Source organism: Streptomyces sp. NPDC013455, assembly GCF_040632975.1.
Classification (GTDB): domain Bacteria; phylum Actinomycetota; class Actinomycetes; order Streptomycetales; family Streptomycetaceae; genus Streptomyces.
In genome coordinates, this window is the sequence record NZ_JBEYCX010000008.1 from 248,593 (window position 1) to 273,922 (window position 25,330).

Below are 25,330 nucleotides of genomic sequence, written 5' to 3' on the forward strand. Positions count from 1 at the left end.
TTGCGTTACGGGCGCGGCTCGTGCATGCTCCGGTGAACCCCTACGGACGTCGGGGGGCCGCTCACGGAGCGTGCGCGGTATCTGGGCTCAGGAGGCGTGCCGCCGTACCCTTGGGGGTATGGGCTTGGGAAGATGTTTCCCGGACACAGCTCCGCCGCACACTGTCGTCCCACCCATAAAGGATCACAACGCCGAGACAGCCATGGCCGGTCACGAATTCTTCGAACCAGCGGACCGCAAGCGGCCGGTCGCCGATCCCACGGCGGCCGATCCCCTGGCGGCGGAAGAGTCACGCCCTTCCTGCGATCCCGCCTTCCGGCACGGAGTCGTCGTCGGCTTCGACGGCTCCACCTCCAGTGAGCGGGCTCTGGCCTACGCGATCGGCATGGCCCACCGCTCCCACTCCGGCCTGATCATCGTCCATGTCGCCAACCGGCTGCCCACCACGGTGTGGGCCGGCTGCGAGCCGCCGGTCTTCGTCGACGTGCCGGACCACCGCACCGAGGTCCTGGGGCTGGAGCTGGCCTGTGCGGACTACCTGGCCGAGGTGCCGTGGATCCTGGTCGAGCGGGGCGGGGACATCTGCCACGAGCTCGAAGAGGTGGGCAAGGAATACGAGGCCGACGCGATCGTGGTCGGCTCCACCCACGGCATCGTCGGCCGGATCTTCGGCTCCGTCGCGGGCCGGCTCGCCAAGCGGGCGCAGCGGCCCGTGATCGTCATCCCGTAGGCGTCGCACGCCCCGTCGCCCTCTCCCGCCCCACGCCCCGTCAACTCCCTTCGCGACGCGGCGAACCGGTGGCGCGCAGGAGGTGTCCGTGCCGTCGTGCGGGGCATACACCGGTCAGTGACGGCCGCCGGCTGACACCTGGCGGCACGGGAAGGACCCCCGCGGGTAGGTGGCCACGCGGGGGTCCTTTCCGTCGCCGGGCCCGTGCGGGCGGGGACCGGTCGCCCGGTTCCCCGCGCCGCCGGGGGCGTCCGTTCGGCGGGGCCTATTCCACCGTCACCGACTTGGCCAGGTTGCGGGGCTTGTCGATGTCCCGGCCCAGGGCCTTCGCCGTGTGGTAGGCCAGGAGCTGGAGCGGGATGCCCATCAGGATCGGGTCCAGCTCGTCCTCGTTCTTGGGGACGAGGACCGTCTGGTCCGCCTTCTCCTGGTGCTGGTGGGCCACCGCGAGGATCTTGCCCTCGCGGGCCTTGATCTCCTCCAGGGCCGCACGGTTCTTCTCCAGCAGGTCGTCGTCGGGGACGATCGCGACCGTGGGCAGGGCCGGCTCGATGAGGGCCAGCGGGCCGTGCTTCAGCTCGGAGGCGGGGTAGGCCTCGGCGTGGATGTAGGAGACCTCCTTGAGCTTCAGGGAGGCTTCGCGGGCCACGGGGTAGCCCCGGACGCGGCCGATGAAGAGCATCGAGCGGGCGTCGGCGTAGGCCTCGGCGAGCTGCTTGATCTCCTCCTCCTGCTTGAGGATCTCGGTGATCTGCGCCGGCAGCCTGCGCAGCCCCTCGATGATCCGCTTGCCGTCGCGGACGGAGAGGTCGCGGGTGCGGCCCAGGTGCAGGGCGAGCAGCGCGAAGGCGACCGTGGTGTTGGTGAAGCACTTGGTGGAGACCACGCACACCTCGGGGCCGGCGTGCACGTAGATGCCGCCGTCCGCCTCGCGGGCGATCGCCGAGCCCACCACGTTGACCACGCCGAGAACCCGGGCGCCCTTGCGCTTCAGCTCCTGCACGGCGGCCAGCACGTCGTACGTCTCGCCGGACTGGGAGACCGCGATGTAGAGGGTGTCGGGGTCGACCACCGGGTTGCGGTAGCGGAACTCGGAGGCCGGCTCGGCGTCGGCGGGGATGCGGGCCAGCTCCTCGATCATCTGGGCGCCGATCATGCCCGCGTGGTACGAGGTGCCGCAGCCGAGGATCTTCACGCGGCGGATCTGCCGGGCCTCGCGGGCGTCCAGGTTGAGGCCGCCGAGGTGCACGGTGGAGAACCGGTCGTCGATGCGGCCGCGCAGCACGCGGTCCACGGCGTCGGCCTGCTCGTGGATCTCCTTGTGCATGTAGGTGTCGTGGCCGCCCATGTCGTACGACGCCGCCTCCCACTCCACGGTGGTCGGCTCGGCCGAGGTGCGGGTGCCCTCGGTGGTGTAAGTCCGGAAGTCGTCGGCCTTGAGGGTGGCCATCTCGCCGTCGTCGAGCGTCACTATCTGCCGGGTGTGGGCGACCAGCGCGGCGATGTCGGAGGCGACGAACATCTCCTTCTCGCCGATGCCGAGGACCACCGGGGAGCCGTTGCGGGCGACGACGATGCGGTCCGAGAAGTCGGCGTGCATCACGGCGATGCCGTAGGTGCCCTCGACCACCCGCAGCGTCTCGCGGACCCTGTCCTCCAGCTTCTCGGCCTGCGAGCGGGCGATCAGGTGGACGAGGACCTCGGTGTCGGTCTCGGAGAGGAACTCGACGCCGTCCGCCTCCAGCTTGCGGCGCAGGTCGGCGGCGTTGTCGATGATGCCGTTGTGGACGACGGCGACCTTGCCGTCGGCCGACATGTGCGGGTGGGCGTTCAGGTCGGAGGGGGCGCCGTGGGTGGCCCAGCGGGTGTGCGCGATGCCGGTGGTGCCCTTGAAGCGCGCCGGGACCTTGGCCTCCAGGTCGCGCACCCGGCCCTTGGCCTTGACCATCTTCAGGCCGGGCGTCTTCGGGGAGGTGACGACGATGCCCGCGGAGTCGTAGCCGCGGTACTCCAGGCGCTGGAGGCCCTCCAGGAGGAGGGGGGCGACGTCACGCTTCCCGATGTATCCGACAATTCCGCACATGTATAGAGGTATCCCTTGGCTGTCGCTGGTCCGGTCCGGCTGCTAGCCGTAGACCATGCGGCGCAGCTGCCTGAGCGTCAGCTCCGGCGGCGCCACCGCCCGGTATTTCAGGTCCGCCTCGATCCGTTCGAAGATCTCCGCGTTCACCAGGCCGTGGGCCTGGAGTTCGCGGTGGCGGCGACGGACGAACTCCTGGGTCGTCTCGTCGAAGTAGGCGAGCACGTCCTGGACCACACGCAGCGCCTCGCCCCGGCTGAGGGGCGTGGACCGCGTCAGATGATCAACAAGTTCGTCGTGCACCCGGTAGATCCTGGAGTACCGGCGCCTGATTCGCAAGAATCGTGCCCGATTCCGGGCAGGCGGCTGTTGAATCTCTTATGGTGCTCTGTTCGCGCGCCGTCCATGCCGTGTCCCGCATCTCGTTGCCTGAGCCGACGAGTTTCAGACGCCATGGACATTCCTCGTATGGGAGTACCCGAGAAGCTGGCCGCACGCATGAGCATGGCCGAACAGCACGAGTACCTGCGCGCCAGATTCTCGCGGCGCACCCTGATCAGGGGCGGCGCGGTCACCCTGGGTGCCGTCGCGGGCGGCGCGTTCGTGCCGGGCGCCAGTGCCGGGGCCGCCGTGCCGACGGCGCGCACCGCCCCGGCCGCCACCCCCGTCGACGGCTCCCACGTCGCACCCTTCGGCCGCCACCTGGCCTGGGGTGGCGACCCGCGCACCGAGGTGACCGTCTCCTGGCAGGTCCCGGTCGCGGTCAAGAAGCCGTTCATCCGCATCGGTGCCCACCCCTGGGACCTCTCCCGCAGGATCGAGGCCGAGGTCCGCACCCTGCACACCCCGGCCGGCGTCGGCGCGAGCGGCGACCACACCCAGTACTACCTGCACGCCCGGCTCACCCACCTGCGCCCCGGCAGGACGTACTACTACGGCGTCGGCCACCAGGGCTTCGACCCGGCCGCCCCGCACCTGCTGGGCACCCTCGGCACCTTCACCACCGCCCCGGCCCACAAGGCGCCCTTCACCTTCACCGCCTTCGGCGACGAGGGCGTCGGCTACCACGGACTGGCCAACAACGCGCTGATCCTCGGCCAGAACCCGGCCTTCCACCTGCACGCCGGTGACATCGCCTACGGCGACCCCTCCGGCGCCGGCAAGACCACCGACACCGGGTTCGACTCGCGCACCTGGGACCAGTTCCTGCACCAGACCGAGTCGGTCGCCAAGCAGGTCCCGTGGATGCCGGCCTACGGCAACCACGACATGGAGGCCTGGTACTCGCCCAACGGCTACGGCGGAGAGGAGGCCCGCTGGACCCTCCCCGGCAACGGCCCCGACCGCAGGAACCTGCCGGGCGTCTACTCCTTCGTCTACGGCAACACGGCGGTCATCTCGCTCGACGCCAACGACATCTCCTACGAGATTCCGGCGAACCTGGGCATTTCAGGCGGAACCCAGACCAAGTGGCTGGAGAGCCGGCTGCGGGAGTACCGCGCCGCCAAGGACGTCGACTTCATCGTCGTCTTCTTCCACCACTGCGCCTACTGCACCTCCACCGCCCACGCCTCGGAAGGCGGAGTGCGCCAGGAGTGGGTGCCGCTGTTCGAGAAGTACACGGTGGACCTGGTCATCAACGGCCACAACCACCAGTACGAGCGCACCGACGTCATCAAGGGCGGCGAGGTCGCCAAGAAGCTGCCGATCGGCGGCACGGCCTACCCCGAGACCGAAGGTGTGGTGTACGTCACCGCGGGCGCGGCCGGCCGCAGCCTGTACGCCTTCTCCGCCCCGGACACCTACGAGGGCCACGAGCACGAGCTCGACTCGGTCGCCTCGTTCGTCAACACCAAGGAGGGCAAGGTCCACGAGACCGTCGCCTGGTCCCGGGTGCGCTACCTCGACTACTCCTTCCTGCGCGTGGACGTCACACCCGCGCCGAAGGGCCGGCACACCACGCTGAAGGTGTCGGGCATCGCCGAGACCGGTGAGCGCATCGACCACTTCACGGTGTCCCGCAGGGCCAAGTAGACGCGGCGGCGGACCGGGGCCGCCCGGACGGCCGGGCGCGTCCGCCACGGGCGGTCCTCACAGACGGCCGAGGACCGCCTGCTTGGCCAGGGCGAACTCCTCGTCCGTCAGCACCCCGTCCCGGTGCAGCTCGCCCAGCTCGCGCAGCCGGCGCAGCAGCGTGTCGTGGTCGTCCCCGGCGGGCTTCCCGGCCGGCGGGGGCGGATCCTCGCGCGGGTCCGCCCCCGCCGCCGAAGGGTGCGGCAGGCGCGCCTGGACCGCCGCCGCGACCAGCGCCATCAGCGGATCCTTCCGGAAGCCCCACAGCTCGACGGCGTTCGGGTCGTACTTCGGCGGTGCGCCGGCCGGGGCGCCGCGCACCAGGAAGCGCAGGTACCCGTTCTCCAGCCCGGCCGCCGGCTGCCACTGAACGCCGGCGAGGTCCGCGAGGGAGATCGTGCGCGGGCCGGCGGAGGCCTTGGCGTCCTCCGTCTTCCAGTTCCACTCCAGCCGCACCCGCTCGCCGTCGAAGCTCGCCGTGCCGTCCCCGGCGGAGGCGGACGCCGGCAGCGCCGGGCCGGGCAGCAGGTACCCGGTGACCGGCGCGGGGGAGACGCCGTCCAGCAGCAGCGCGTCGCGCACCTCGTCCGAGAGGTACTCGGCGACGCCGTACCGGTCGGGCTCCACGGTCAGCCGGTAGGGGTCGTGCGCCTCGGCGAGCCGGCCGCCGGTGGCCTGCAGCAGCGGGCAGGCGCCGTCGCGCAGCCGCAGCCTGAGCCGCCCCGACCGCCGCCCCTGTTCGAAGGAGACACCGGCCAAGGCCCCCAGCGGAACGGCGACTTCGCCCAGTTCCCGGCGGAGCGGGCTCACGTTCTTGTCCCGGCCCGGGATGATCCGCAGCACGTCGCCGTCAAAGGTCCAGGTGCCGTCCTTCTGGATGATTTCCGCCATGCGGGGATTGTTCCACCCGATCTGCGGGACAGTGGTCTCGACCATGTCTGACGGTCGACCCCATCCCCAAGGGAGCGCATGTGAGACGGAACCACAGCACGACTCCCCGAACTCCCCGCATTCTGGGCTCGCTTCTGCTGCTCGCGGCGGCCGGTGCCGTCACCCTCGGCGCGGCCCCCGAGGCGCGCGCCGCCGCCCCGGTCCCACTGGACCGGGTGATCCCGGCACCGGCCTCGGTCTCGCCGGGCGGGGCCCCGTACCGGGTCACCCGCGCGACCGGCATCCACGTCGACGGCTCCCCCGAGGTCCGCCGCATCGGCACCTACCTCGCCGGCCTGCTGCGCCCGGCCACCGGTTACCCGCTGCCCGTCACCGAGCGGGGCGGCGCAGGCATCCGGTTACGGCTTCAGGACGGCGACTTCGGCGCGGAAGGGTACCGGCTGCACAGCGCCGCCGACGGGGTGACCCTCAGCGCGCGGACCCCGGCCGGGCTCTTCCACGCCGTGCAGACCCTGCGCCAGCTGCTCCCCGCCGCCGTCGAGAAGAAGACCGTCCAGCCCGGCCCCTGGCGGATAGCGGGCGGCACCGTGCGGGACCGGCCCCGGTACGCCTACCGGGGCGCCATGCTGGACGTCTCCCGGCACTTCTTCACGGTCGCCCAGGTCAAGCGCTACATCGACCAGTTGGCCCTGTACAAGGTCAACACGCTGCACCTGCACCTCAGCGACGACCAGGGCTGGCGGATCGCGGTCGACTCCTGGCCGCGCCTGGCCTCCTACGGCGGCTCCACCCAGGTCGGCGGCGGCCGCGGCGGTCACTACACCAAGGCGCAGTACCGGGAGATCGTCCGCTACGCGGCCTCCCGCCACCTGGAGGTCGTCCCCGAGATCGACATGCCCGGTCACACCAACGCCGCCCTCGCCTCCTACGCCGCCCTCAACTGCGACGGCGTGGCGCCCCCGCTGTACACCGGCACCCGGGTCGGCTTCAGCTCGCTGTGCGTGCCCAAGCGGATCACCTACGACTTCGTGGACGACGTCGTCCGGGAGCTGGCCGCGCTCACCCCGGGCCGCTACCTGCACATCGGCGGCGACGAGGCGCACTCCACCAGCCACGCCGACTACGTGGCGTTCATGGACCGTGTGCAGCCGGTCGTCGCCCGGTACGGCAAGAAGGCCGTCGGCTGGCACCAGCTCACCGGCGCGCACCCGGCCGAGGGCGCCCTCGCCCAGTACTGGGGCCTGGACGGCACCGGCGCGGCGGAGAAGGCACGCGTCGCGCAGGCCGCCCGGAACGGCACGGGGCTGATCCTGTCCCCGGCCGACCGGCTCTACCTCGACATGAAGTACACGAGGTCCACCGGGCCCGGCACGGACTGGGCGGGGCTGGTGGAGGTGAGGCGGTCCTACGACTGGGACCCGGGCACCTATCTGGCCGGTGTCCCGGCCTCGGCGGTGCGGGGCGTGGAGGCGCCCCTGTGGTCGGAGACCGTGGATACGTCCGCCGATATCGAGTACATGGCCTTCCCGCGGCTCGCCGGCGCGGCCGAACTGGGCTGGTCGCCGGCGGCCACGCACGGCTGGAGCGCCTACCGGGTGCGGCTGGCCGCGCAGGGCCCGCGCTGGGACGCCCTCGGCATCCGCTACTACCGCTCGCCGCAGGTGCCCTGGCCGGCGCGCTGACACCGGCCCCGAGCCGACGGGCCCCCCGGAGGACCGTACTCCGGGGGGCCCGTCCGTCTTTCCGGTCAGAATCCGGCGATGGGGTTGCTGAGGGTGCCGACCAGCTGGAGCGCGCCGGACGGGTCGGCGAGGTCCACCATCTGCCGGTTGTTGCGCAGCTGGAGCCGGTTGAGGCAGGACAGCGTGAACTCGGGGGCGAACATGTCGTACTGGCGGAACTTGTCGGCCAGTTCGGGGGTCGCCTCCTGGTACTCGCGGGTGACCTCGGCGACCGTGCGCCAGAAGTCGTCCTCCGCCAGGACGCCCTCGGTGGCGAGGTGGGCGGCGAGGAAGCGGAAGAAGCAGTCGAAGACGTCCGTGAAGATCGACAGCAGCTTCTGGTCGTCCGGGACCTCGACCCGGATCCGCCGCACCTCGGGCGGCAGGGCCGCGTCCGGGTCCATGACGGCGATCTCCTCGGCGATGTCCTTGTAGATCGCCCGCCGCACCGCCCCGTCCTCCAGGACCAGGATCACGTTCTCGCCGTGCGGCATGAACACCAGGTCGTAGGCGTAGAAGCTGTGCAGCAGCGGGGTGTAGTAGGCCCGCAGGTAGCCGCGCAGCCACTCGGTGGGCGTCAGGCCCGAGCGGGCGATCAGCGCGCCGGCGAAGGAGGCGCCCTGGTCGTCCACGTGCAGCAGGGAGGCCATGGTCGCGAGGGACTCGCCGTTCTGCAGGGAGGGCACCGGGCTCTCCCGCCACAGCGCGGCCAGCATCTTGCGGTAGGGCGAGTAGCGGTCGGTGGCCCGCTCGTACTCCAGGTGCCGGTAGCCGACGGCGGCCCGCTCCCGGATGATCGTGAGGCCGGTCGACTTCAGCACCGGGTCGTTCTCGATCAGCTGGGCCAGCCAGTCGTTGATGGCCGGGGTCGCCTCCATGTAGGCGGCCGACAGGCCCCGCATGAATCCCATGTTGAGGACCGACAGGGCCGTCTTCACATAGTGCTTGTGCGGGTCGCTGGTGTTGAAGAAGGTGCGGATCGACTGCTGGGCCAGGTACTCGTCGTCGCCCTCGCCGAGGCAGACCAGGTGCCTGCGCGCGACCTCGGCGGCGAAGGTGACGCTGAGCTTGTTCCGCCACTGCCAGGGGTGGACCGGGATGAAGAGGTAGTCGGCCGGGTCGAGGCCCTGCTCGGCGAGGACGGCGTGGAACCGCTCCACCGTCCGCTCGCCCAGCTCCTGGCGCAGGAAGGACTCGTACTCGATGCCGACGCCCGCCGTGAACGCCGCCCGCGAGCGGTGTGCGGCCAGCCACACCAGCCGGACCGGGCTCGCGGTCTCGGGCGCGTACGACAGGTACTCGTGGACGCCGAAGCCGAGCCGCCCGTTGTTGGCGACGAAGCACGGGTGGCCCTCGGTCATCCCGGTCTCGATGGCCTGGAAACCGCTCGCCGCCAGCTCCGCGGAGGTGACGCGGGGCTTGGTGAGCTTGTAGCAGGTGCCCGAGAGGGTGGAGGAGATCTCCTCCAGGTAGACCGGCAGGATCTCGTCGCTCAGTCCGAGGGACTCCTTCAGCTCGATGAAGAAGTCCAGGGCCGCCAGCGGGAGCTCGCCGTCCTCGCCGTGCCGGGTGATCGAGCCGGCGTCCACCTCCCAGTGGTCCAGGGCCCGTCGTACGGCGCTGAACCGGTAGGCGACCTGCCCGTCGTCGCTGCGCACGACGTACCGGCCGCCCTCCTCCACGGGCGTGATGAGGCGCTCGTGCGCGAACTCGGCGAGCGCCTTGCGCAGCAGCAGCCGGTTGGCGGTGGCCCAGCGCTCGGGGGAGAGGTGGGCCACGGAGTCGATGAGGGTCATGCGGCCACCGCCTTCTCGAACTGCTCGCGGGTGCAGAAGCTCAGCAGGGCCCGCTTCTCCGGCTTGTCGATCTCGCGCTCGGCCACGAAGCCGACGGCCTCGTTCAGGGCGTGCACGGCCTTGTTGCGGACGTCGGGTTCGACGACGACGCGCTGCACGGCCGGGTCCTCGAAGAGGTGGGCCATGACGGCGGTGATGACGGCCTTGGTGAACCCGTGTTCGGGGGTGTCCGTGGCCGGGGTCAGGAAGTGCATGCCGACGTCCCCCGGCTGCGGCTCGTACAGCCCGACCAGCTCCCGGTGCGCGGGGTCGTACTTCTCCATGAGGAAGGCGGGCCGGCCGGCGCGCAGCCCGAGCAGCGCGTGGTGGTGCTCGTCGGCCGCGATCTCCATGTAGGCGCGCTCGACGTCCTCCAGTTTCGCGTCCTGCATCATCCAGAAGGCCGCCTTGGGGTGGGTGACCCAGGAGTGCAGCAGTTCGGCGTCCCGGAGCGGGTCGACGGTACGGAACGTGAAGGTCATACGGCGAACTCCTGGAAGGCGATGGACTTCTCGACCGGGTAGTACTCCGTGCCGAGCAGCTCACGGATGATGTACGCGTTCCGGTACGCGCCCATGCCCAGGTCGGGGCTGGTGATGCTGTGCGTGTGGACGCCGGCGTTCTGCAGGAAGACGCCGCGTCCGGTGACGTCGATGGCGTAGTTGCGGGCCACGTCGAAGCGGCCGTGGCCGTCGAAGCGCAGGCGGTCGCGGACCGGCGCGAGGAAGGCCGGCGGCGTGTAGTGGTAGCCGGTGGCCAGGAGCAGGCCCTCGGAGCGGATCTCGAAGTCCTTGCCCTGCTCGTCCTGGCGGAAGCCGAGGGTGTAGGCGCCGTCCTCGTACGAGGCGGTGTTCAGCGTGGAGTTGGTGAGCAGCCGGGTGGGCACCGGGCGGTCGCCGCTCTCGACGTGCTTCTGGTACAGCAGGTCGAAGATCGAGTCGATGAGGTCCGAGTTGATGCCCTTGAACAGGCCCTTCTGCTGCTTCTCCAGCCGGTACCGGGTCTCCTCGGGCAGCGCACGGAAGTAGTCGATGTAGTCCGGGGAGGTCATCTCCAGGGTCAGCTTGGTGTACTCCAGCGGGAAGAACCGCGGGGAGCGGGTGACCCAGTTGAGCTGGTAGCCGTGCACGTCGATCTCGGCGAGCAGCTCGTAATAGATCTCGGCCGCGCTCTGCCCGCTGCCGACGATCGTGATGGACTTCTTCTTCTGCAGCTCCGCCTTGCGGTGCATGTACTGGGAGTTGTGCAGGAAGTCCCCGCCCAGCCCCTGGCACGCCTGCGGCACGAAGGGGACCGTGCCGGTGCCGAGGACCAGGTGGCGGGCGCGGTAGGTCTCCCCGCCCTCGGTGCGCACGACGTACCGCTCGTCCTCGTAGGTCACCTCGGTGACCGTCGTGCCGAAGCGGACGCTGCTCAGCTTGCCGGCGGCCCAGCGGCAGTAGTCGTCGTACTCCACGCGCAGCGGGTAGAAGCTCTCGCGGATGTAGAACGAGTAGAGTCTGCCCTTCTCCTTCAGGTAGTTGAGGAAGGAGTACGGCGAGGTGGGGTCGGCCAGCGTGACCAGGTCCGACATGAACGGGGTCTGGAGGTGGGCGCCGTCCAGGAACATCCCGGCGTGCCACTCGAAGTCCGGCTTGGACTCCAGGAAGACGCCGTCGAGTTCGTCGATCGGCTCGGTGAGGCAGGCGAGGCCGAGGTTGAAGGGGCCGAGCCCGATCCCCACGAAGTCGTAGGTCTCGGCGTGGGCTTCAGGACGCGCGGTCAAGGGACTCTCCCAGGTACTGCTCGGCGTGGCCGGCGATCAGATCGAGGACGGCGGCGATGTCGGCCGCCTGTGTCTCGGGGTTGAGCAGGGTGAACTTCAGGTAGTGGCGGCCGCCGACCTTGGTGCCCGCGACCACGGCGTCGCCCGAGGCGAACAGGGCCTTGCGGGCGTACAGGTTGGCGCGGTCGATCTCGGCCGGGTCGGTGACGGCCGACGGGATGTAGCGGAAGACGAGGGTGGACAGCGTGGGCTCGACGACGACGTCGTAGCGCGGGTCGGCGGCGAGCAGCTTCCAGCCCTCCCGGGCCAGGTCGCAGACCTCGTCGAAGAGCTGTCCGATGCCGTCGGCGCCCATCGTGCGCAGCGTCATCCACAGCTTGAGGGCGTCGAAGCGGCGGGTGGTCTGGAGGGACTTGTCGACCTGGTTGGGGATACGTTCCTGCACCATGCGGCGCGGGTTGAGGTACTCCGCGTGGTAGGTGGCGTGCCGCAGGGTGGTCGCGTCCCGGACCAGCAGGGCGGAGGAACTGACCGGCTGGAAGAAGGACTTGTGGTAGTCGACGGTGACCGAGTCGGCGCGCTCGATGCCGTCGATCCGGTCCCGGTACTTCAGGGAGGCGAGCAGTCCGCAGCCGTAGGCGGCGTCGACGTGCATCCAGACGCCGTACTGGGCGCACAGCTCGGCGATCTCCGGCAGCGGGTCGATGGAGCCGAAGTCGGTGGTGCCGGCGGTGGCGACGACGGCCATGGGCACCAGGCCGTCGGCGGCGCACCGCTCCAGCTCGTGGGCGAGCGCGACCGTCTGCATGCGCTTGTCGTGGTCGACGGGGACGGAGACGACGGCGTCCGGGCCGAGGCCGAGCAGTTTCGCGGACTTCTTCACGCTGAAGTGGCTCACCTCGGAGGCGAAGATGCGCAGTTTGGCGAGGGACTCGGTCTTGGCCTCCTCCCTCGCCAGCAGCAGCGCCTGGAGGTTGGACTGGGTGCCGCCGGAGGTGAACACGCCGTCGGCGGCCGGGCCGAGGCCGATGCGGGCGGCCGTCCAGTCGACGAGCTTGCGCTCGATGAGGGTGCCGCCGGCCGACTGGTCCCAGGTGTCCAGGGAGGAGTTGACCGCGGAGAGCACCGCCTCGCCGAGCACCGCCGGGATGACCACGGGGCAGTTGAGGTGGGCGAGGTAGCGGGGGTGGTGGAAGTAGACCGCGTCCCGGAGGTAGACGTCCTCCAGTTCGTCCAGCACGGAGGCGGTGTCACCCAGCGGCTGGTCGAGGTCGATCGCGTCGATACGGGGGGAGAGGTCGTCCACGGTGACGCCGGTGAACGGACGGTCGGTGGTGGCGAGTTTGGCCGCCACCCGCTCGACTCCTTCGGTCACGGAGCGGCGGTAGTGCTCCGCGGTGAGGCCATTGAGCAGGTGCGAGCGCATGTGGGGGTCCTCCGAGGGGACGGTCCGTGCAGGATCGGATCGGATCAACTTAGGTTAGCCTAACCTAAGTTTGATCGTGTGTGGCACACCTCTCCGGTGACCGGCGTCACCCGGCGGGGGTTACTCCGCGGCCCGGAGCTGTTCCTCCGTCATGCCCTGCCGCCAGTAACCGACGAAGGTGACGCGCCGCCGGTCCACCCCGCGTTCGCCGACGAAGTGCCGCCGCAGCGCCTTGACCGTGCCGGACTCGCCCGCGAGCCACACGTAGGCCCGCCCGGCGTCCGGCAGCGCGGCGGCCCGCACGGCGTCGACGGCCGTGGGGGACCCGTCGTGCCGTACGAGCCACGTGATCTCCGCGTCCGCGTCCGTGCGCACGTCCTGGATGTCACCGGCGTGCGGCACCTCCAGCCAGGCGCGCGCCCGGGTGCCGGCCGGGAGGGATTCGAGGATCGCGGTCGCGGCCGGTACGGCCGTCTCGTCGCCGCACAGGACCACGCAGCCGGTGTCCGCGGGCGGACGGAAGCGGATCGCGCGGTTGTCCGCGACGGCCGGCCCCAGCAGCAGGACCCGGTCGCCGGCGGCGGCCCGCGCGGCCCAGCGGGAGGCGGGGCCGGCGGGGGTGGCCGCGCCGGGGTCGATGCCGTGCAGGGCGAAGTCGATGTCGATCTCGGCCGTGTGGCCCTGGGCGTCGCGCCGCAGGGACCGGAGGGTGTACGACCGCATCACCGCCCGGACGTCGTCCGGCAGTTCCCGCCAGCCCTGCCACCAGCCGTCGCCCAGCTCCAGCGGGACGACGGGCTCGGTCTGCCCCGGGTGGGGCAGGAAGAGCGACAGGGACTGGTCACACCCGTCCGAGTGGAAGGCGTGCAGGTCGGGGCCGGCGAAGCTCACCCGGACGAGAGACGGCCCCAGCCGCCTCGTCCGTACGACCTGGAGGGAGAAGAAACGGAACGGGGCGGCTACGGCCGTCGTCATCTGTGGCTCCTGAGTCTGTTTCAGGGGGGGGCTGGGGGTCGCACCCGGAGGGGCGCGGTGAACCGCTCGGCCGGCCACGGACGGCCGGCGGTTCACCGAGTGCGAGGGGGCTCTCCGCGCTGCGTCGGCCCTCGCGGCGAAGCGGCTAGCCGACCTTCTTGGCCTTCTCCAGGGCCTCGGCCAGGTTCGTCAGCAGCGGCACGCACTTGTCGTACGACAGGATCGGCTCGGGGGAGCGGGAGATGACCTGGCCGGCCTTGACGGCGGGCAGCTTCTTCCAGGTCGCCTTGGTGATGTCGGCGGGCTGGATCGTCGAGCTGCGGTCGTCCATCATGATGATGTCGGCCTGGTACTTGTCGACGTTCTCCCAGCTCAGCGACTCGTACCAGCCGCCGCCGCCGTTCTTGTCCTTGGCGCTCTCCGGCGGCTCCACGAAGTTCACGCCGAGGGCCTTGAAGTACTCCAGGTCGATGGAGAGGTTGGTGCCCGAGACGTAGAAGATCTGGTCGCTCGCGCTGGCGGCCATCACCTTGATGTCGGGCTTGGCCTTCGCGGCGGCGCGCAGCCGGGCGGCGGCGTCCTCGAACCGCTTCTTGGCGGCGGTGATCTCGGCGGCCTTCATGTCCGCGCCGAGCGACTCGGCGAGGTCCCACATGCGCTGCAGCGGCTGGGTGATCTGGCGGTCGTAGACGGAGATGCCGACGCTGGGGGCCAGCTGGGCGATCTTCTTCTTCGACTCCTCGGGGACGTACCACAGGGTGCCGGCGTCGTCGAACAGCGTCGTGATGAGCACGTCCGGGGCCAGGCTCGCGTACTTCTCGATGCTGAACTGGCCCCAGGCGTTGCCCAGGACGGTCACCTTGCTGACGTCCATGTCGCCGGCCTGGACGTCGGCCTTGCCGGCCTTGGTCTTCGTCGGACCGAAGACGCCCTTCACCTGGATGCCGTAGTCGTACAGGGCGGCGGCGACACCGGTGAACGCCACGATGTTCGCCGGGACCTTGTCCAGCTTCACGGTCGTGCCGCGGTCGTCCTTGAAGGACCAGGGGCCGGACGCGTTCTTGGCGGCCTTGTCGCTCGTGTCGTCTTTGCCCTTGCCGTCCCCGCAGGCGGCGAGTGCGGCACCGAGTCCGAGGGCGCCGCCCGCGGCGAGCAGTCCGCGGCGAGTGAGGTGGGTGGCACGGGCATGCGACATGGGTATGACTGCTTTCGAACGGGGCGAAGCGCCCGCCGGACAAGTTCGAAGGTAGGTTAGCCTAACCTCAGCTGATGTCCAGGGGTGGGTCGCCCCCCGCCGTGCCGGCCCCGCGCGCGGACCGCGGCACTTCCTAGCCGGCCAGCCCCAACTCCCGTGCGATGAGCATGCGTTGCACCTCGCTCGTGCCCTCGCCGATTTCCAGGATCTTCGAGTCGCGCCACATGCGGGCCACCGGGTACTCGTTCATGAAGCCGTAACCGCCGTGGATCTGCGTGGCGTCACGGGCGTTGTCGACGGCGACCGTGGAGGAGTAGAGCTTGGCCAGCGCCGCCTCCTTCTTGAACGGCTCGCCGGCCACCAGCCGGGAGGCGGCGTCGCGCCAGGCCAGGCGGGCCGTGTGCGCCTTCATCTCCATGTCGGCGATCTTGAACTGGATGGCCTGGTTCGCGCCGATCGGCCTGCCGAACGCCTGCCGTTCCTTGGCGTACTTCACCGACTCGTCCACACAGCCCTGGGCCAGGCCGGTGGCGAGCGCCGCGATGGCGATGCGGCCCTCGTCCAGGATGCGCAGGAACTGGGCGTAGCCCCGGCCCTGTTCGCCGAGCAGGTTGGCGGCCGGCACCCGGACGTCCTGGAAGGACAGCTCGCGGGTGTCGGAGGCGTTCCAGCCGACCTTCGAGTAGGGCGCCGCCACCGTGAAGCCCGGCGTGCCGGACGGGACGACGATGGCCGAGATCTCCGGCCTGCCGTCCGGCTTGCGGCCGGTGACCGCGGTGACCGTCACCAGGCCGGTGATGTCCGTACCGGAGTTGGTGATGAAGCACTTCGTACCGTTGATCACCCACTCGTCCGTGTCCGGGTCCAGGCGGGCGGTGGTGCGGGTGGCACCGGCGTCGCTGCCGCCGTCCGGCTCGGTCAGGCCGAAGGCGCCGAGGATCTCGCCCGAGCACAGCCGGGGCAGCCACGTGCGCTTCTGCTCCTCGGTGCCGAACAGGTGCAGGGGCATGGCGCCCAGCGAGACGCCCGCCTCCAGGGTGATGGCCACCGACGAGTCCACCCGGGCCAGCTCCTCCAGCGCGAGGCCGAGGGCCAGGTAGTCGCCGCCCATGCCGCCGTACTCCTCCGGGAACGGCAGTCCGAACAGGCCCATGCGGCCCATCTCGCGGACGATCTCGTACGGGAACTCGTGCCGCTCGTAGAAATCGCCGATCTTGGGCGCCACGACATCGTGCGCGAACTCCTCCACCGTGCGGCGGAGTTCCTCCAGCTCGGGGCTGAGGCGGTGGTCCATGCTGATCACTGGTCCTTGTGGGAGAGAGCGCGGACGGTACGGGACGGGCTGGGCCGGTCCAGGTGGGCGGCCATCCACACGCTGGTGGCGGTCAGACGGCCGAGGTCGACCCCGGTCTCGATGCCGAGGCCGTGCAGCATCCACACGAGGTCCTCGGTGGCGAGGTTGCCGGTGGCGGACTTGGCGTACGGGCAGCCGCCGAGGCCGCCCGCGGAGGCGTCCACGGTGGTGACGCCGTGCTGGAGGGCGGCCAGGGTGTTGGCGAGCGCCTGGCCGTAGGTGTCGTGGAAGTGCACGCCGAGCACGTCCGTCGGCACGCCCCGCTCGTTCAGCAGGCCGAGCAGGCCGCGCACCTGGCCGGGGGTGGCCACCCCGATCGTGTCGCCGAGGCTCAGTTCGTCGCAGCCCATGTCCCGCAGGGCCGTGCACACGCGGGCCACCTGGTGCGGCGGCACCGCGCCCTCCCACGGGTCGCCGAAGCACATCGACACATAGCCGCGCACGTGCACGCCCGCGTCCTTGGCGTGCCGCACCACCGGCTCGAACACGGCCAGCGACTCGTCCACCGTGCGGTTGAGGTTGGCCTTCGCGAAGGACTCGGTGGCGCTGGCGAACACGGCGACGCGGTCGGCCCCGAGGGCCAGCGCCCGGTCCAGCCCGCGCCGGTTGGGCACCAGCACCGGCAGGGCCACCCCCGGGATCCCGCGGACCTCGCCGAACAACTCCTCCGCGTCGGCCAGCTGCGGCACCCAGTCGGGGCGCACGAAGCTCGTCGCCTCGATCGTCGTCAGGCCCGACTCCGCCAGCCGGCGGATGAACTCCGCCTTCACCGCCGTCGGCACGGCCCGCTGCTCGTTCTGCAGCCCGTCGCGCGCGCCGACCTCGTGGATCCGCACCCGCGCGGGCAGACCGGCGGCCGGGACGACCATGGGCAGACCGTCGGCGCTCATCGCGCCACCTCCTCGTGCGGCGCGATCACGGCGAGCACCTGGTCCATCGCGACCGTCGTGCCGGGAGCCACGTCCAGCTCGGCGACGGTGCCCGCGTGCGGCGCGGAGATGACGTGCTCCATCTTCATCGCCTCCACCACCAGCAGGCTCTGTCCGGCGGTCACCTCGTCCCCGACGGCGACCTTCACGACGGTGACCGTGCCGGGCATGGGGGCGGTCAGCGAGTCGGCGCCCGCGTGGCCCGCGCGGTTCAGCGACGCGGCCACCGGGTCGTGGTCGCGTACCTGCCAGGCGTCGCCGTCGCGGCCGATCCAGTCACCGGCGCGGTGGAAGGTGTGCCGGACGCCGTCCAGGGTGACGCTCACCCGGTCCGCGGTGACGTCGTGACCGCCCCTCGGCGTGTACGCCACGGGCTCCTGCACCCGGAGGTGGAAGGCGGGCGGTTTCGGCGTCCCGCCCAGGCGCCAGCCGCTCGGCACCGAGAAGGGGTCGGTCCAGCCCCCGGCACGGGGCCGCAGCGCCTCCAGCCGGACGGCGGCCGCCGCCTCGTACACCTCCTCCGGTACGCCGGTGGGCACCAGCTCGTCCACCACCCGCTCGACCAGGCCGGTGTCCAGGTCCCCCTGGACGACCGCCGGGTGCGCCAGCAGCCGCCGCAGGAAACCCGCGTTGGTCTGCACGCCCAGCGTGACCGTCTCCGCGAGCGCCGCCCGGAGCCTGCGCAGCGCGGCCGGCCGGTCGGGTCCGTAGGCGATCACCTTGGACAGCATCGGGTCGTACAGGCTGCCCACCTCGGTGCCCTCGCTGAGCCCGGAGTCGGTGCGGACGCCACCGCGCTCCGGGTCCCGCTCGGACAGGGGGGACGCCCAGTCGCCCCGCGGCTCGCGCAGCAGCAGGACCGTGCCACCGGAAGGCAGGAACCCGCGGGCGGGGTCCTCCGCGCAGATCCGGGCCTCGACCGCGTGCCCGGTCAGCGTCACGTCCCCCTGCGTGAAGCCAAGCCGCTCCCCGGCCGCCACCCGCAGCTGCCACTCCACGAGGTCCAGCCCGGTGACGAGTTCGGTGACCGGGTGCTCCACCTGGAGACGGGTGTTCATCTCCATGAAGTAGTACTGCGAGGGATCCCCGCCCGGCACGATGAACTCCACCGTGCCCGCGCCCCGGTAGCCGCACGAGCGGGCCGCCTGCACGGCCGCCTCGCCCATCGCGGCCCGGGTCTCCTCGTCGAGGAGCACGCTCGGCGCCTCCTCGATGATCTTCTGGTGGCGCCGCTGCAGCGAGCACTCGCGCTCGCCGAGGTGGACCACGTTGCCGTGGCCGTCGGCCAGCACCTGGATCTCGATGTGCCGGGGCCGGTCGATCCACCGCTCCACCAGCAGGGTGTCGTCGCCGAAGGAGGCGCGGGCCTCGCGGCGGGCGGCGGCGATCTCCTCCTCCAGCACGGTCAGGTCCCGCACCAGCCGCATGCCCTTGCCGCCGCCCCCGGCGGACGGCTTCAGCAGCACGGGCGCGCCCAGTTCACGGGCCGCCTCGGCGAGGCCGGGGTCCCGGCCCCCGGGCACCACCGGCACCCCGGCTGCCGCCACCGTCTCCTTGGCCCGGATCTTGTCGCCCATGAGCGCGATCGCGTCCGCCGGCGGGCCGATGAAGACCAGCCCCGCCTCCTCGCAGGCGCGCGCGAAGCCCGCGTTCTCGGCGAGGAAGCCGTAGCCGGGGTGGACGGCCTGCGCGCCGGTGCGGGCGGCGGCTTCCAGCAGCCGTTCCACCGACAGATAGCTCTCGGCGGCCGGCGGCGGACCGATCCGGACCGCCGTGTCGGCCTCCCGGACGTGCCGCGCGTCGGCGTCGGCGTCGGAGAAGACCGCCACCGAGCGCACGCCCAGCGAGCGGAGCGTACGGATGACGCGTACGGCGATCTCGCCCCGGTTGGCCACCAGTACTGTGTCGAACACGGTTCCCCTCCTCACATCCGGAAGACGCCGAACTGGGGCTCTCCCAGAGGCGCGTTGGCGCAGGCCGTCAGGGCGAGTCCGAGTACCTGACGGGTGTCCAGCGGGTCGATCACGCCGTCGTCCCAGAGCCGGGCGGTGGCGTAGTAGGCGTTGCCCTGGCGCTCGTACTGGGCGCGGACCGGCGCCTTGAACGCCTCCTCGTCCTCCACGGGCCAGGACTCCCCGCGCGCCTCCAGCTGGTCGCGCTTGACCGTGGCGAGGACGCTGGCGGCCTGCTCGCCGCCCATGACGGAGATCTTGGCGTTGGGCCACATCCACAGGAAGCGGGGGGAGTAGGCCCGGCCGCACATCGAGTAGTTGCCGGCGCCGTAGGAGCCGCCGACGACGACGGTCAGCTTCGGCACGCGTGTGCAGGCCACCGCCGTCACCATCTTGGCGCCGTGCTTGGCGATACCGCCCGCCTCGTAGTCCTTGCCGACCATGAACCCGGAGATGTTCTGGAGGAACACCAGCGGGATCCCGCGCTGGTCGCACAGTTCGATGAAGTGGGCGCCCTTCTGCGCGGACTCGGCGAACAGGATGCCGTTGTTGGCGACGATCCCGACCGGGTGGCCGTGGATCCGGGCGAATCCGGTGACCAGGGTCTGCCCGAACTCGGCCTTGAACTCGGCGAACCGGGAGCCGTCGACCACCCGCGCGATGATCTCGCGCACGTCGTAGGGGGTGCGGGAGTCGACGGGGACCGCGCCGTAGAGCCCGTACGGGTCGACCTTCGGCTCGACGGCCGGCCGCACCTCCCAGGGCGGCGACTGGCCCGGCGGCAGCGTGCCCACGATGCCGCGGACGATCCGCAGGGCGTGCGCGTCGTCCTCGGCGAGGTGGTCGGTGACGCCGGAGACCCGGGAGTGGACCTCGCCGCCGCCCAGCTCCTCCGCGGTGACGACCTCGCCGGTGGCCGCCTTCACCAGCGGCGGGCCGCCCAGGAAGATCGTGCCCTGGTTGCGGACGATCACGGCCTCGTCGCTCATCGCCGGGACGTACGCCCCGCCCGCCGTGCAGGAGCCGAGGACGGCCGCGATCTGCGGGATCCCGGCGCCGGACATCCGCGCCTGGTTGTAGAAGATGCGCCCGAAGTGGTCCCGGTCCGGGAAGACCTCGTCCTGCATCGGCAGGAAGGCCCCGCCGGAGTCGACCAGGTAGACGCACGGCAGCCGGTTGTCCAGGGCCACCTCCTGGGCGCGCAGGTGCTTCTTCACCGTCATCGGGTAGTACGTGCCGCCCTTGACCGTGGCGTCGTTCGCGACGATCACGCACGTGCGCCCGGCGACCCGGCCGATCCCGGCGATCACGCCGGCGGCCGGCGCCTGTCCCTCGTACATCCCGTCGGCCGCGAGCGGGGCCAGCTCCAGGAAGGGTGAGCCCGCGTCGAGCAGTGTGTCCACCCTGTCCCGTGGCAGCAGCTTGCCGCGCGCGGTGTGCCGGGCGCGGGCCCTCTCGCCGCCGCCGAGGGCCGCCGCGGCCAGTTTGCCGCGCAGCTCGGCCACGAGCGAGAGATGGGCCTGTTCATTGGCCCGCCAGCCCTCCGACGCGGGATCTGCCGCGCTCTGAAGCTCCGGTGCCTCGTGCATCCTGCGGTCCCCTCACCCGGTGGTCTACCTGTTAATGAGCGTTAACCATTTCCTTCAGGTTAACGACCGCTAACCTCGCTGTCTAGAATTGTCGGCATGGCCACCAGAACCGACGCCCCCACCCGGCGCGAGCAGATCCTGAAGGAGGCCGCGCGGCTGTTCGCCGAGCGCGGCTTCCACGGCGTCGGTGTCGACGAGATAGGTGCCGCGGTCGGCATCAGCGGTCCCGGTCTGTACCGGCACTTCCCGGGCAAGGACGCGATGCTCGCCGAGCTGCTGGTCGGCATCAGCGGCCAGCTGCTGACCGGTGCCAAGCGCCGCCTGGCCGAGGCCGACGGGCGGACCGGTGCCTCGGAGGTGCTGGACTCGCTGATCGAGGGCCACATCGACTTCGCGCTGGACGACCGTCCCCTGATCACCCTGCACGACCGCGAGCTGGACCGCCTGCGCGACAGCGACCGCAAGCTGGTGCGCCAGCTCCAGCGGCAGTACCTGGAGCTGTGGGTGGAGGTGGTCCGCGAGGTCTACCCGGACCTGACCGAGCCGGCCGCCCGCTCGGCCGTCCACTCCGTCTTCGGCCTGCTGAACTCCACGCCCCACCTGGGCCGCGCCGGCACCCTGCCCGGCCGCGGCACGACCGCCGCCCTGCTGCACCGGATGGCGCGCGGGGCGTTCGCGGCGGCCGGCACCCGGTAGCCGTCGCGGGCGCGCGCCGGCCGTCGCCGGCGCGGCCGTCGCCGGCGCGGCCGCCTCGTGTGGCCGGCGGGTCGCGGCCCGCCCGGCACGCCCGGCCCGGCGTGACGAGCGTTACGGCGGATCACCTCTGGACGCGATTCCGTACTCGCCGGTACGGTTGAGTGAGCAAGCGCTTAGACATACCGAAGTCATGCGCCGAGGTACGTGGAGGTGGCGGCGTGCGCCGTACGGTGTTCAACGAGGATCACGAGGCGTTCCGGGAGACCCTCCGCGCCTTCATCGAGGCCGAGGTCGTGCCGGTGTACGACGAGTGGTTCGCCGCCGGCCAGGCGCCGCGCGACTTCTACTACAAGCTCGGCGAGCTGGGCGTCTTCGGCATCAGCGTGCCGGAGGAGTTCGGCGGCGCGGGCCTGGACACCCACAAGTTCGAGGCCGTCATCTACGAGGAGACCGCCCGCGCGGGCGTCAGCTTCGGCGGCTCCGGCGTGCACGTCCTGCTCGCCCTGCCCTACATCAAGATGCTCGCCAACGACGAGCAGAAGAAGCGCTACCTGCCGAAGTTCGTCAGCGGCGAGGAGATGTGGGCCATCGCGATGACCGAGCCGGGCACCGGCTCCGACCTCGCGGGCATGAAGACCACCGCCAAGCTCTCCGAGGACGGCACGCACTACGTCCTCAACGGCGCCAAGACCTTCATCACCGGCGGTGTGCACGCCGACAAGGTGATCGTCTGCGCCCGTACGGCCGCGCCCACCGCCGAGGACCGCCGGCACGGCATCTCCCTGTTCGCCGTGGACACCAAGTCCGAGGGCTACTCGGTCGGCCGCAAGCTCGACAAGCTGGGCCTGCGCACCTCCGACACCGCCGAGCTGGCGTTCGTCGACGTCAAGGTGCCCGTCGAGGACCTGCTGGGCGAGGAGAACAAGGGCTTCTCCTACCTCGGCCACAACCTGGCCTCCGAGCGCTGGGGCATCGCCTTCGGCGCCTACGCCCAGGCCAAGGCCGCCGTCCGGTTCGCCAAGCAGTACGTGCAGGAGCGGCACGTCTTCGGCAAGCCGGTCGCCCACTTCCAGAACACCAAGTTCGAGCTGGCCGCCTGCCAGGCCGAGGTGGACGCGGCCGAGGCGGTCGCCGACCGCGCCACGGAGGCCCTGGACGCCGGCGAGCTGACCCCGGCCGAGGCCGCGAGCGCCAAGCTGTTCTGCACCGAGGTCGCCCACCGCGTGATCGACCGCTGCCTCCAGCTGCACGGCGGCTACGGCTACATGAACGAGTACCCGATCGCCCGCCTGTACGCGGACAACCGGGTCAACCGCATCTACGGCGGCACCAGCGAGATCATGAAGTCGATCATCGCCAAGGACATGGGCCTGTAAGGACACGGGTGAGCCAAGCACTCCAGGATCTCCTCGATCTGCTCGACCTCGAGCAGATCGAGGAGAACATCTTCCGCGGCCAGTCCCGCTCCGCCGTCGTCCCCCGGGTCTTCGGCGGGCAGGTCGCGGCCCAGGCGCTGGTCGCCGCCGGGCGGACGGTCCCCGACGACCGCCCCGCCCACTCGCTGCACGCGTACTTCCTGCGCATGGGCGACCCCGGCGCGCCCATCGTCTACAACGTCGAGCGCCTGCGCGACGGCCGCTCCTTCACCACCCGCAGGGTGGTCGCGGTCCAGCACGGCAGGCCGATCTTCGCCCTGTCGGCGTCCTTCCAGACGTACGAGGACGGCCTCGACCACCAGGCCCCCATGCCACCCGCGCCGGACCCGGTCGCGCTGCCCACCTCCCGCGAGCGGTTCAGCGGCTACGACCACCTCGACCCGCAGGTCGTCGCCCGCTTCCTGGAGGCCCGCGAGGCGATCGACCTGCGCTACGTCGAAGAACCGCCGTTCGGCCGGTACGGCGAACCGCGCGAGCCGCACTCCCAGGTGTGGTTCCGCACCGACGGCAAGCTCGCCGACGATCCCCTCCTCCACGTCGTCCTCGCCACGTACGTCTCCGACATGACCCTCCTCGACTCGGTCCTGCTCGCGCACGGCCGCGGCGGCTGGGCCGTCGGGGACGTCGTCGGGGCCTCCCTGGACCACGCGATGTGGTTCCACCGGCCGTTCCGGGCCGACGAGTGGCTGCTGTACGACCAGGAGTCGCCGACCGCGCACGGCGGCCGCGGCCTCGGCCAGGCCCGTATCTACACGCAGGACGGGCGGCTCGCCATCACGGTCATCCAGGAGGGCGTGGTCCGCGTCCCGCGCTGACCTGCCCCGCCCGCCCCGGGCACGGCGAGGCGGGCGGGCCCCCGTCCGGGGATCCCGCCCGCCTCGCTCCCGCGTGGTCTCAGCCGGCGTGGGCGCAGCCGCCGTCGAACCACTTGGCATGCACATCTCCGGCGGACGCTGCGCCGCCGGAGAACCAGCAGGCGCCGACGCCGTCGACGCCCGCGTCGTCGTCGCCGTAGGCGGAGGCGGGAGCGGCGGCCACGACGCCGGCCGCGAGCAGACCGGCGAGGACCAGGGATATGCGTCGAAGCATGGGGTGTCTCCTTTTTGCTAGAGGGACTTGCCACGACTTTCCGGCAGGGTCCGCCGGTCCGCACTCCGGACGGTGCGACCGGGTGTCGTCCGAGATGACGTGTGACTGTTGTGGGTCTAGGCTCTTTGAGTGAAAGCCGCAGCGAACGGCATGCCCTGTGCACCCGGTGTACCCCCGTGGTCGAGGAGCCTGAGGCCGTTTCGTTCAACCGGCTGCGGTGACACCTGAAGACCGCGCCGCACCTCTTCTTTCAGCGGCGGCGGCCATCCACCTCGCGCCTTCCCCGGGAGCCGCGAGAGACGATGGGAATGGAAGGTATCTCCATGCGATCACAGCGCACGAGGCGTCTTGTCGCGTTGTCAGCCTCCGGCCTGCTGCTGGCCGGCGGAGCCGCGTTCGGCACGGCCGGCACCGCCTCCGCCACCGACAACGGCTCCCACAGCTCCTACAGCAACAGCTGGGGAGACGACGACAAGGGACATCACCACGGCGACAAGGGCTCGTGGGACCACGATGACGACGACTACGGCTGGGGCGACCACGACTACGGCGACTACGGCGGTGACCACGGCGGCTACGGCGGTGACCACGGCGGTTACGGCGGTGACCACGGCGGTTACGGCGGCGGCCACGGAGGAGGTGGACACGGCGGAGGCGGGCACGGTCACTGACCCGGCCCCCACCCACTGACCGCGACGTGCGGCCCCGGCGACGGGACCGCACGTCACACCTGTCACGGCGTCAGGAAAGCCCCGCCTGCGCGAGCAGATACGCCGTCATCGGGTCGTAGTGACGGGGACTGACCACGTGGTCGTCGAGCGGCACGACCACCTGGACGGTGCCCTCGGCCTCGGCGACGAACAGCGCCGGGTCGTTGCAGTCGGCGTACCCGACGGAGTCCACGCCGTGCTGCCCGGCGTACCCCGCCCAGCCGTGGTCGGCGACCACCAGGTCCGGCAGCGGACGCCCCTGCCGCTCAAGTCCCGTGAGAACGGCCCGCATCGGCTCGCCGGAGTGGGTGTGCCACAGCGTCGCCCCGTGCTCCAGCACGGCCACGTCCGCGAACTGCATGACGTAACCCTCGTCCGTCTGCAACCCGTCGGGGATGACGACGATTTCGCAGCCGGCGGCGCGCAGCGCGGCGGCGGTGGCCCGGTGCACGTCCAGCAGGCCGCCCGGGTGGCCGGTCGCGAACAGCACCCGCTGCCGCCCCTCGGCCGCCTTGCGCAGCCGCGCCGCCATCCGCTCCAGCGCGTCCACGGTCAGTTCGGGATCGATGGTGTCCTGCCCGTACCGGTACTCGGGGTCGTCGTTGACACCCACGCGCTCGGCCATGACCGCCAGCACGTCCTGCTCGTCCGTCCAGCGGTCGCCCAGCTCCAGGCCGAACCAGAAGTTGCGGACACCGTTGGCGAGCTGACGGTAGTGGGAGAGGTTGTTCTCGCGAGGTGTGGCGACGTCCCCCGCGATACGGGTGCGCACCAGGTGGTCGAGGAGCTGGGCGCGGCTGGGTGTCCCGGATATCGGCATGCCTCCCATTGTGGGGCAGCGTGCCGCGGGCGTCCTCGGCATATCGCCCCCTGGGACGGGCGTC

At 71.3% G+C, this 25,330-nt stretch carries 22 protein-coding genes; 7 read left to right on the forward strand and 15 right to left on the reverse strand.

Translation table 11 applies throughout. The annotated features are described in order from the left end of the window. Positions 1–202: 202 nt before the first annotated feature. Positions 203–730 carry a universal stress protein gene (locus ABZ576_RS16110; protein ID WP_360740538.1) on the forward strand — a complete coding sequence of 176 codons (528 nt, stop codon included), beginning with the start codon at positions 203–205 and terminating at the stop codon, positions 728–730. 265 nt (positions 731–995) lie between these two features. Here ABZ576_RS16110 and glmS read toward each other — a convergent pair whose 3' ends face one another. Further along, a complete protein-coding gene (gene glmS / locus ABZ576_RS16115; RefSeq protein ID WP_360740540.1) occupies positions 996–2,813 on the reverse strand; it encodes a glutamine--fructose-6-phosphate transaminase (isomerizing) in 1,818 nt (605 codons plus the stop codon). Between the two features lie 42 nt (positions 2,814–2,855). Beyond that, positions 2,856–3,113 carry a hypothetical protein gene (locus tag ABZ576_RS16120; protein ID WP_360740542.1) on the reverse strand — a complete coding sequence of 86 codons (258 nt, stop codon included), beginning with the start codon at positions 3,111–3,113 and terminating at the stop codon, positions 2,856–2,858. Positions 3,114–3,278: 165 nt separating this feature from the next. Here ABZ576_RS16120 and ABZ576_RS16125 point away from each other — a divergent pair, with 165 nt between their 5' ends. After that, positions 3,279–4,844, forward strand: coding sequence for a metallophosphoesterase family protein (locus tag ABZ576_RS16125; RefSeq protein WP_360740544.1), 1,566 nt, complete (start codon positions 3,279–3,281; stop codon positions 4,842–4,844). 57 nt (positions 4,845–4,901) lie between these two features. On the opposite strand, the gene ABZ576_RS16130 is transcribed toward ABZ576_RS16125, so the two are convergent. Further along, positions 4,902–5,774, reverse strand: coding sequence for a DUF4429 domain-containing protein (locus ABZ576_RS16130; protein WP_360740546.1), 873 nt, complete (start codon positions 5,772–5,774; stop codon positions 4,902–4,904). A gap of 80 nt (positions 5,775–5,854) precedes the next feature. Here ABZ576_RS16130 and ABZ576_RS16135 point away from each other — a divergent pair, with 80 nt between their 5' ends. Then, positions 5,855–7,456 carry a beta-N-acetylhexosaminidase gene (locus ABZ576_RS16135; protein ID WP_360740548.1) on the forward strand — a complete coding sequence of 534 codons (1,602 nt, stop codon included), beginning with the start codon at positions 5,855–5,857 and terminating at the stop codon, positions 7,454–7,456. A gap of 65 nt (positions 7,457–7,521) precedes the next feature. Here ABZ576_RS16135 and ABZ576_RS16140 read toward each other — a convergent pair whose 3' ends face one another. From ABZ576_RS16140 to ABZ576_RS16185, 10 genes are all read right to left on the reverse strand, one after another. Next, positions 7,522–9,291, reverse strand: a complete 1,770-nt coding sequence (locus tag ABZ576_RS16140; protein WP_360740550.1) for an IucA/IucC family siderophore biosynthesis protein — start codon at positions 9,289–9,291, stop codon at positions 7,522–7,524. Then, a complete protein-coding gene (locus tag ABZ576_RS16145; protein ID WP_360740552.1) occupies positions 9,288–9,812 on the reverse strand; it encodes a GNAT family N-acetyltransferase in 525 nt (174 codons plus the stop codon). The genes ABZ576_RS16140 and ABZ576_RS16145 overlap by 4 nt, the downstream gene beginning before the upstream one ends. Next, positions 9,809–11,095, reverse strand: coding sequence for a lysine N(6)-hydroxylase/L-ornithine N(5)-oxygenase family protein (locus tag ABZ576_RS16150; protein WP_360740553.1), 1,287 nt, complete (start codon positions 11,093–11,095; stop codon positions 9,809–9,811). The genes ABZ576_RS16145 and ABZ576_RS16150 overlap by 4 nt, the downstream gene beginning before the upstream one ends. Beyond that, entirely contained in the window at positions 11,079–12,521 is a 1,443-nt protein-coding gene (gene desA / locus ABZ576_RS16155) for a lysine decarboxylase DesA (protein ID WP_360740555.1), read from the reverse strand. Before desA ends, ABZ576_RS16150 begins: the two co-directional genes overlap by 17 nt. Positions 12,522–12,641: 120 nt before the next feature. Beyond that, the gene (locus tag ABZ576_RS16160) at positions 12,642–13,496 is read right to left on the reverse strand and encodes a siderophore-interacting protein (protein WP_360740557.1); all 855 of its coding nucleotides are present in this window, start codon (positions 13,494–13,496) and stop codon (positions 12,642–12,644) included. Positions 13,497–13,641: 145 nt separating this feature from the next. Next, positions 13,642–14,691 (reverse strand): ABC transporter substrate-binding protein, encoded by a 1,050-nt coding sequence (locus tag ABZ576_RS16165; RefSeq protein ID WP_360740558.1) that lies wholly within the window; start codon positions 14,689–14,691, stop codon positions 13,642–13,644. 133 nt (positions 14,692–14,824) lie between these two features. Next, positions 14,825–15,985, reverse strand: a complete 1,161-nt coding sequence (locus tag ABZ576_RS16170; protein ID WP_360740560.1) for an acyl-CoA dehydrogenase family protein — start codon at positions 15,983–15,985, stop codon at positions 14,825–14,827. A gap of 5 nt (positions 15,986–15,990) precedes the next feature. After that, complete coding sequence (locus tag ABZ576_RS16175; RefSeq protein WP_360740562.1) at positions 15,991–16,935, reverse strand: hydroxymethylglutaryl-CoA lyase; 945 nt, start codon at positions 16,933–16,935, stop codon at positions 15,991–15,993. Further along, the gene (locus tag ABZ576_RS16180; RefSeq protein WP_360740564.1) at positions 16,932–18,887 is read right to left on the reverse strand and encodes a biotin carboxylase N-terminal domain-containing protein; all 1,956 of its coding nucleotides are present in this window, start codon (positions 18,885–18,887) and stop codon (positions 16,932–16,934) included. The genes ABZ576_RS16175 and ABZ576_RS16180 overlap by 4 nt, the downstream gene beginning before the upstream one ends. An 11-nt stretch (positions 18,888–18,898) precedes the next feature. After that, positions 18,899–20,515 (reverse strand): carboxyl transferase domain-containing protein, encoded by a 1,617-nt coding sequence (locus ABZ576_RS16185; RefSeq protein ID WP_360740566.1) that lies wholly within the window; start codon positions 20,513–20,515, stop codon positions 18,899–18,901. Between the two features lie 96 nt (positions 20,516–20,611). Here ABZ576_RS16185 and ABZ576_RS16190 point away from each other — a divergent pair, with 96 nt between their 5' ends. The 3 genes from ABZ576_RS16190 to ABZ576_RS16200 all read left to right on the forward strand — a co-directional run bounded on the left by ABZ576_RS16190 (position 20,612) and on the right by ABZ576_RS16200 (position 23,462). Beyond that, positions 20,612–21,211: a TetR/AcrR family transcriptional regulator gene (locus ABZ576_RS16190; protein ID WP_360740568.1), complete on the forward strand. Its 600-nt coding sequence runs from the start codon at positions 20,612–20,614 to the stop codon at positions 21,209–21,211. Between the two features lie 218 nt (positions 21,212–21,429). Then, positions 21,430–22,587: an acyl-CoA dehydrogenase family protein gene (locus ABZ576_RS16195; protein ID WP_360740570.1), complete on the forward strand. Its 1,158-nt coding sequence runs from the start codon at positions 21,430–21,432 to the stop codon at positions 22,585–22,587. Between the two features lie 8 nt (positions 22,588–22,595). Further along, positions 22,596–23,462 carry an acyl-CoA thioesterase II gene (locus ABZ576_RS16200; protein WP_360740572.1) on the forward strand — a complete coding sequence of 289 codons (867 nt, stop codon included), beginning with the start codon at positions 22,596–22,598 and terminating at the stop codon, positions 23,460–23,462. Between the two features lie 79 nt (positions 23,463–23,541). Here the strand turns inward: ABZ576_RS16200 and ABZ576_RS16205 are convergent, their stop codons facing one another. Then, positions 23,542–23,736 carry a hypothetical protein gene (locus tag ABZ576_RS16205; protein ID WP_360740574.1) on the reverse strand — a complete coding sequence of 65 codons (195 nt, stop codon included), beginning with the start codon at positions 23,734–23,736 and terminating at the stop codon, positions 23,542–23,544. Positions 23,737–24,059: 323 nt separating this feature from the next. Between ABZ576_RS16205 and ABZ576_RS16210 the strand changes: the two genes are divergently transcribed. After that, positions 24,060–24,407 (forward strand): hypothetical protein, encoded by a 348-nt coding sequence (locus ABZ576_RS16210; protein ID WP_360740576.1) that lies wholly within the window; start codon positions 24,060–24,062, stop codon positions 24,405–24,407. Between the two features lie 70 nt (positions 24,408–24,477). Here the strand turns inward: ABZ576_RS16210 and ABZ576_RS16215 are convergent, their stop codons facing one another. Continuing rightward, positions 24,478–25,266: a phosphatase gene (locus ABZ576_RS16215; RefSeq protein ID WP_360740578.1), complete on the reverse strand. Its 789-nt coding sequence runs from the start codon at positions 25,264–25,266 to the stop codon at positions 24,478–24,480. Between the last annotated feature and the right edge of the window lie 64 nt (positions 25,267–25,330).

Excerpts from the sequence above, each read along its gene's own strand:
- ABZ576_RS16110 (WP_360740538.1), top strand. The coding sequence starts at position 203 with ATGGCCGGTCACGAATTCTTCGAACCAGCGGACCGCAAGCGGCCGGTC.
- glmS (WP_360740540.1), bottom strand. The coding sequence starts at position 2,813 with ATGTGCGGAATTGTCGGATACATCGGGAAGCGTGACGTCGCCCCCCTC.
- ABZ576_RS16125 (WP_360740544.1), top strand. The coding sequence starts at position 3,279 with ATGGGAGTACCCGAGAAGCTGGCCGCACGCATGAGCATGGCCGAACAG.
- ABZ576_RS16130 (WP_360740546.1), bottom strand. The coding sequence starts at position 5,774 with ATGGCGGAAATCATCCAGAAGGACGGCACCTGGACCTTTGACGGCGAC.
- ABZ576_RS16140 (WP_360740550.1), bottom strand. The coding sequence starts at position 9,291 with ATGACCCTCATCGACTCCGTGGCCCACCTCTCCCCCGAGCGCTGGGCC.
- ABZ576_RS16145 (WP_360740552.1), bottom strand. The coding sequence starts at position 9,812 with ATGACCTTCACGTTCCGTACCGTCGACCCGCTCCGGGACGCCGAACTG.
- desA (WP_360740555.1), bottom strand. The coding sequence starts at position 12,521 with ATGCGCTCGCACCTGCTCAATGGCCTCACCGCGGAGCACTACCGCCGC.
- ABZ576_RS16160 (WP_360740557.1), bottom strand. The coding sequence starts at position 13,496 with ATGACGACGGCCGTAGCCGCCCCGTTCCGTTTCTTCTCCCTCCAGGTC.
- ABZ576_RS16165 (WP_360740558.1), bottom strand. The coding sequence starts at position 14,691 with ATGTCGCATGCCCGTGCCACCCACCTCACTCGCCGCGGACTGCTCGCC.
- ABZ576_RS16170 (WP_360740560.1), bottom strand. The coding sequence starts at position 15,985 with ATGGACCACCGCCTCAGCCCCGAGCTGGAGGAACTCCGCCGCACGGTG.
- ABZ576_RS16175 (WP_360740562.1), bottom strand. The coding sequence starts at position 16,935 with ATGAGCGCCGACGGTCTGCCCATGGTCGTCCCGGCCGCCGGTCTGCCC.
- ABZ576_RS16185 (WP_360740566.1), bottom strand. The coding sequence starts at position 20,515 with ATGCACGAGGCACCGGAGCTTCAGAGCGCGGCAGATCCCGCGTCGGAG.
- ABZ576_RS16190 (WP_360740568.1), top strand. The coding sequence starts at position 20,612 with ATGGCCACCAGAACCGACGCCCCCACCCGGCGCGAGCAGATCCTGAAG.
- ABZ576_RS16205 (WP_360740574.1), bottom strand. The coding sequence starts at position 23,736 with ATGCTTCGACGCATATCCCTGGTCCTCGCCGGTCTGCTCGCGGCCGGC.
- ABZ576_RS16210 (WP_360740576.1), top strand. The coding sequence starts at position 24,060 with ATGCGATCACAGCGCACGAGGCGTCTTGTCGCGTTGTCAGCCTCCGGC.
- ABZ576_RS16215 (WP_360740578.1), bottom strand. The coding sequence starts at position 25,266 with ATGCCGATATCCGGGACACCCAGCCGCGCCCAGCTCCTCGACCACCTG.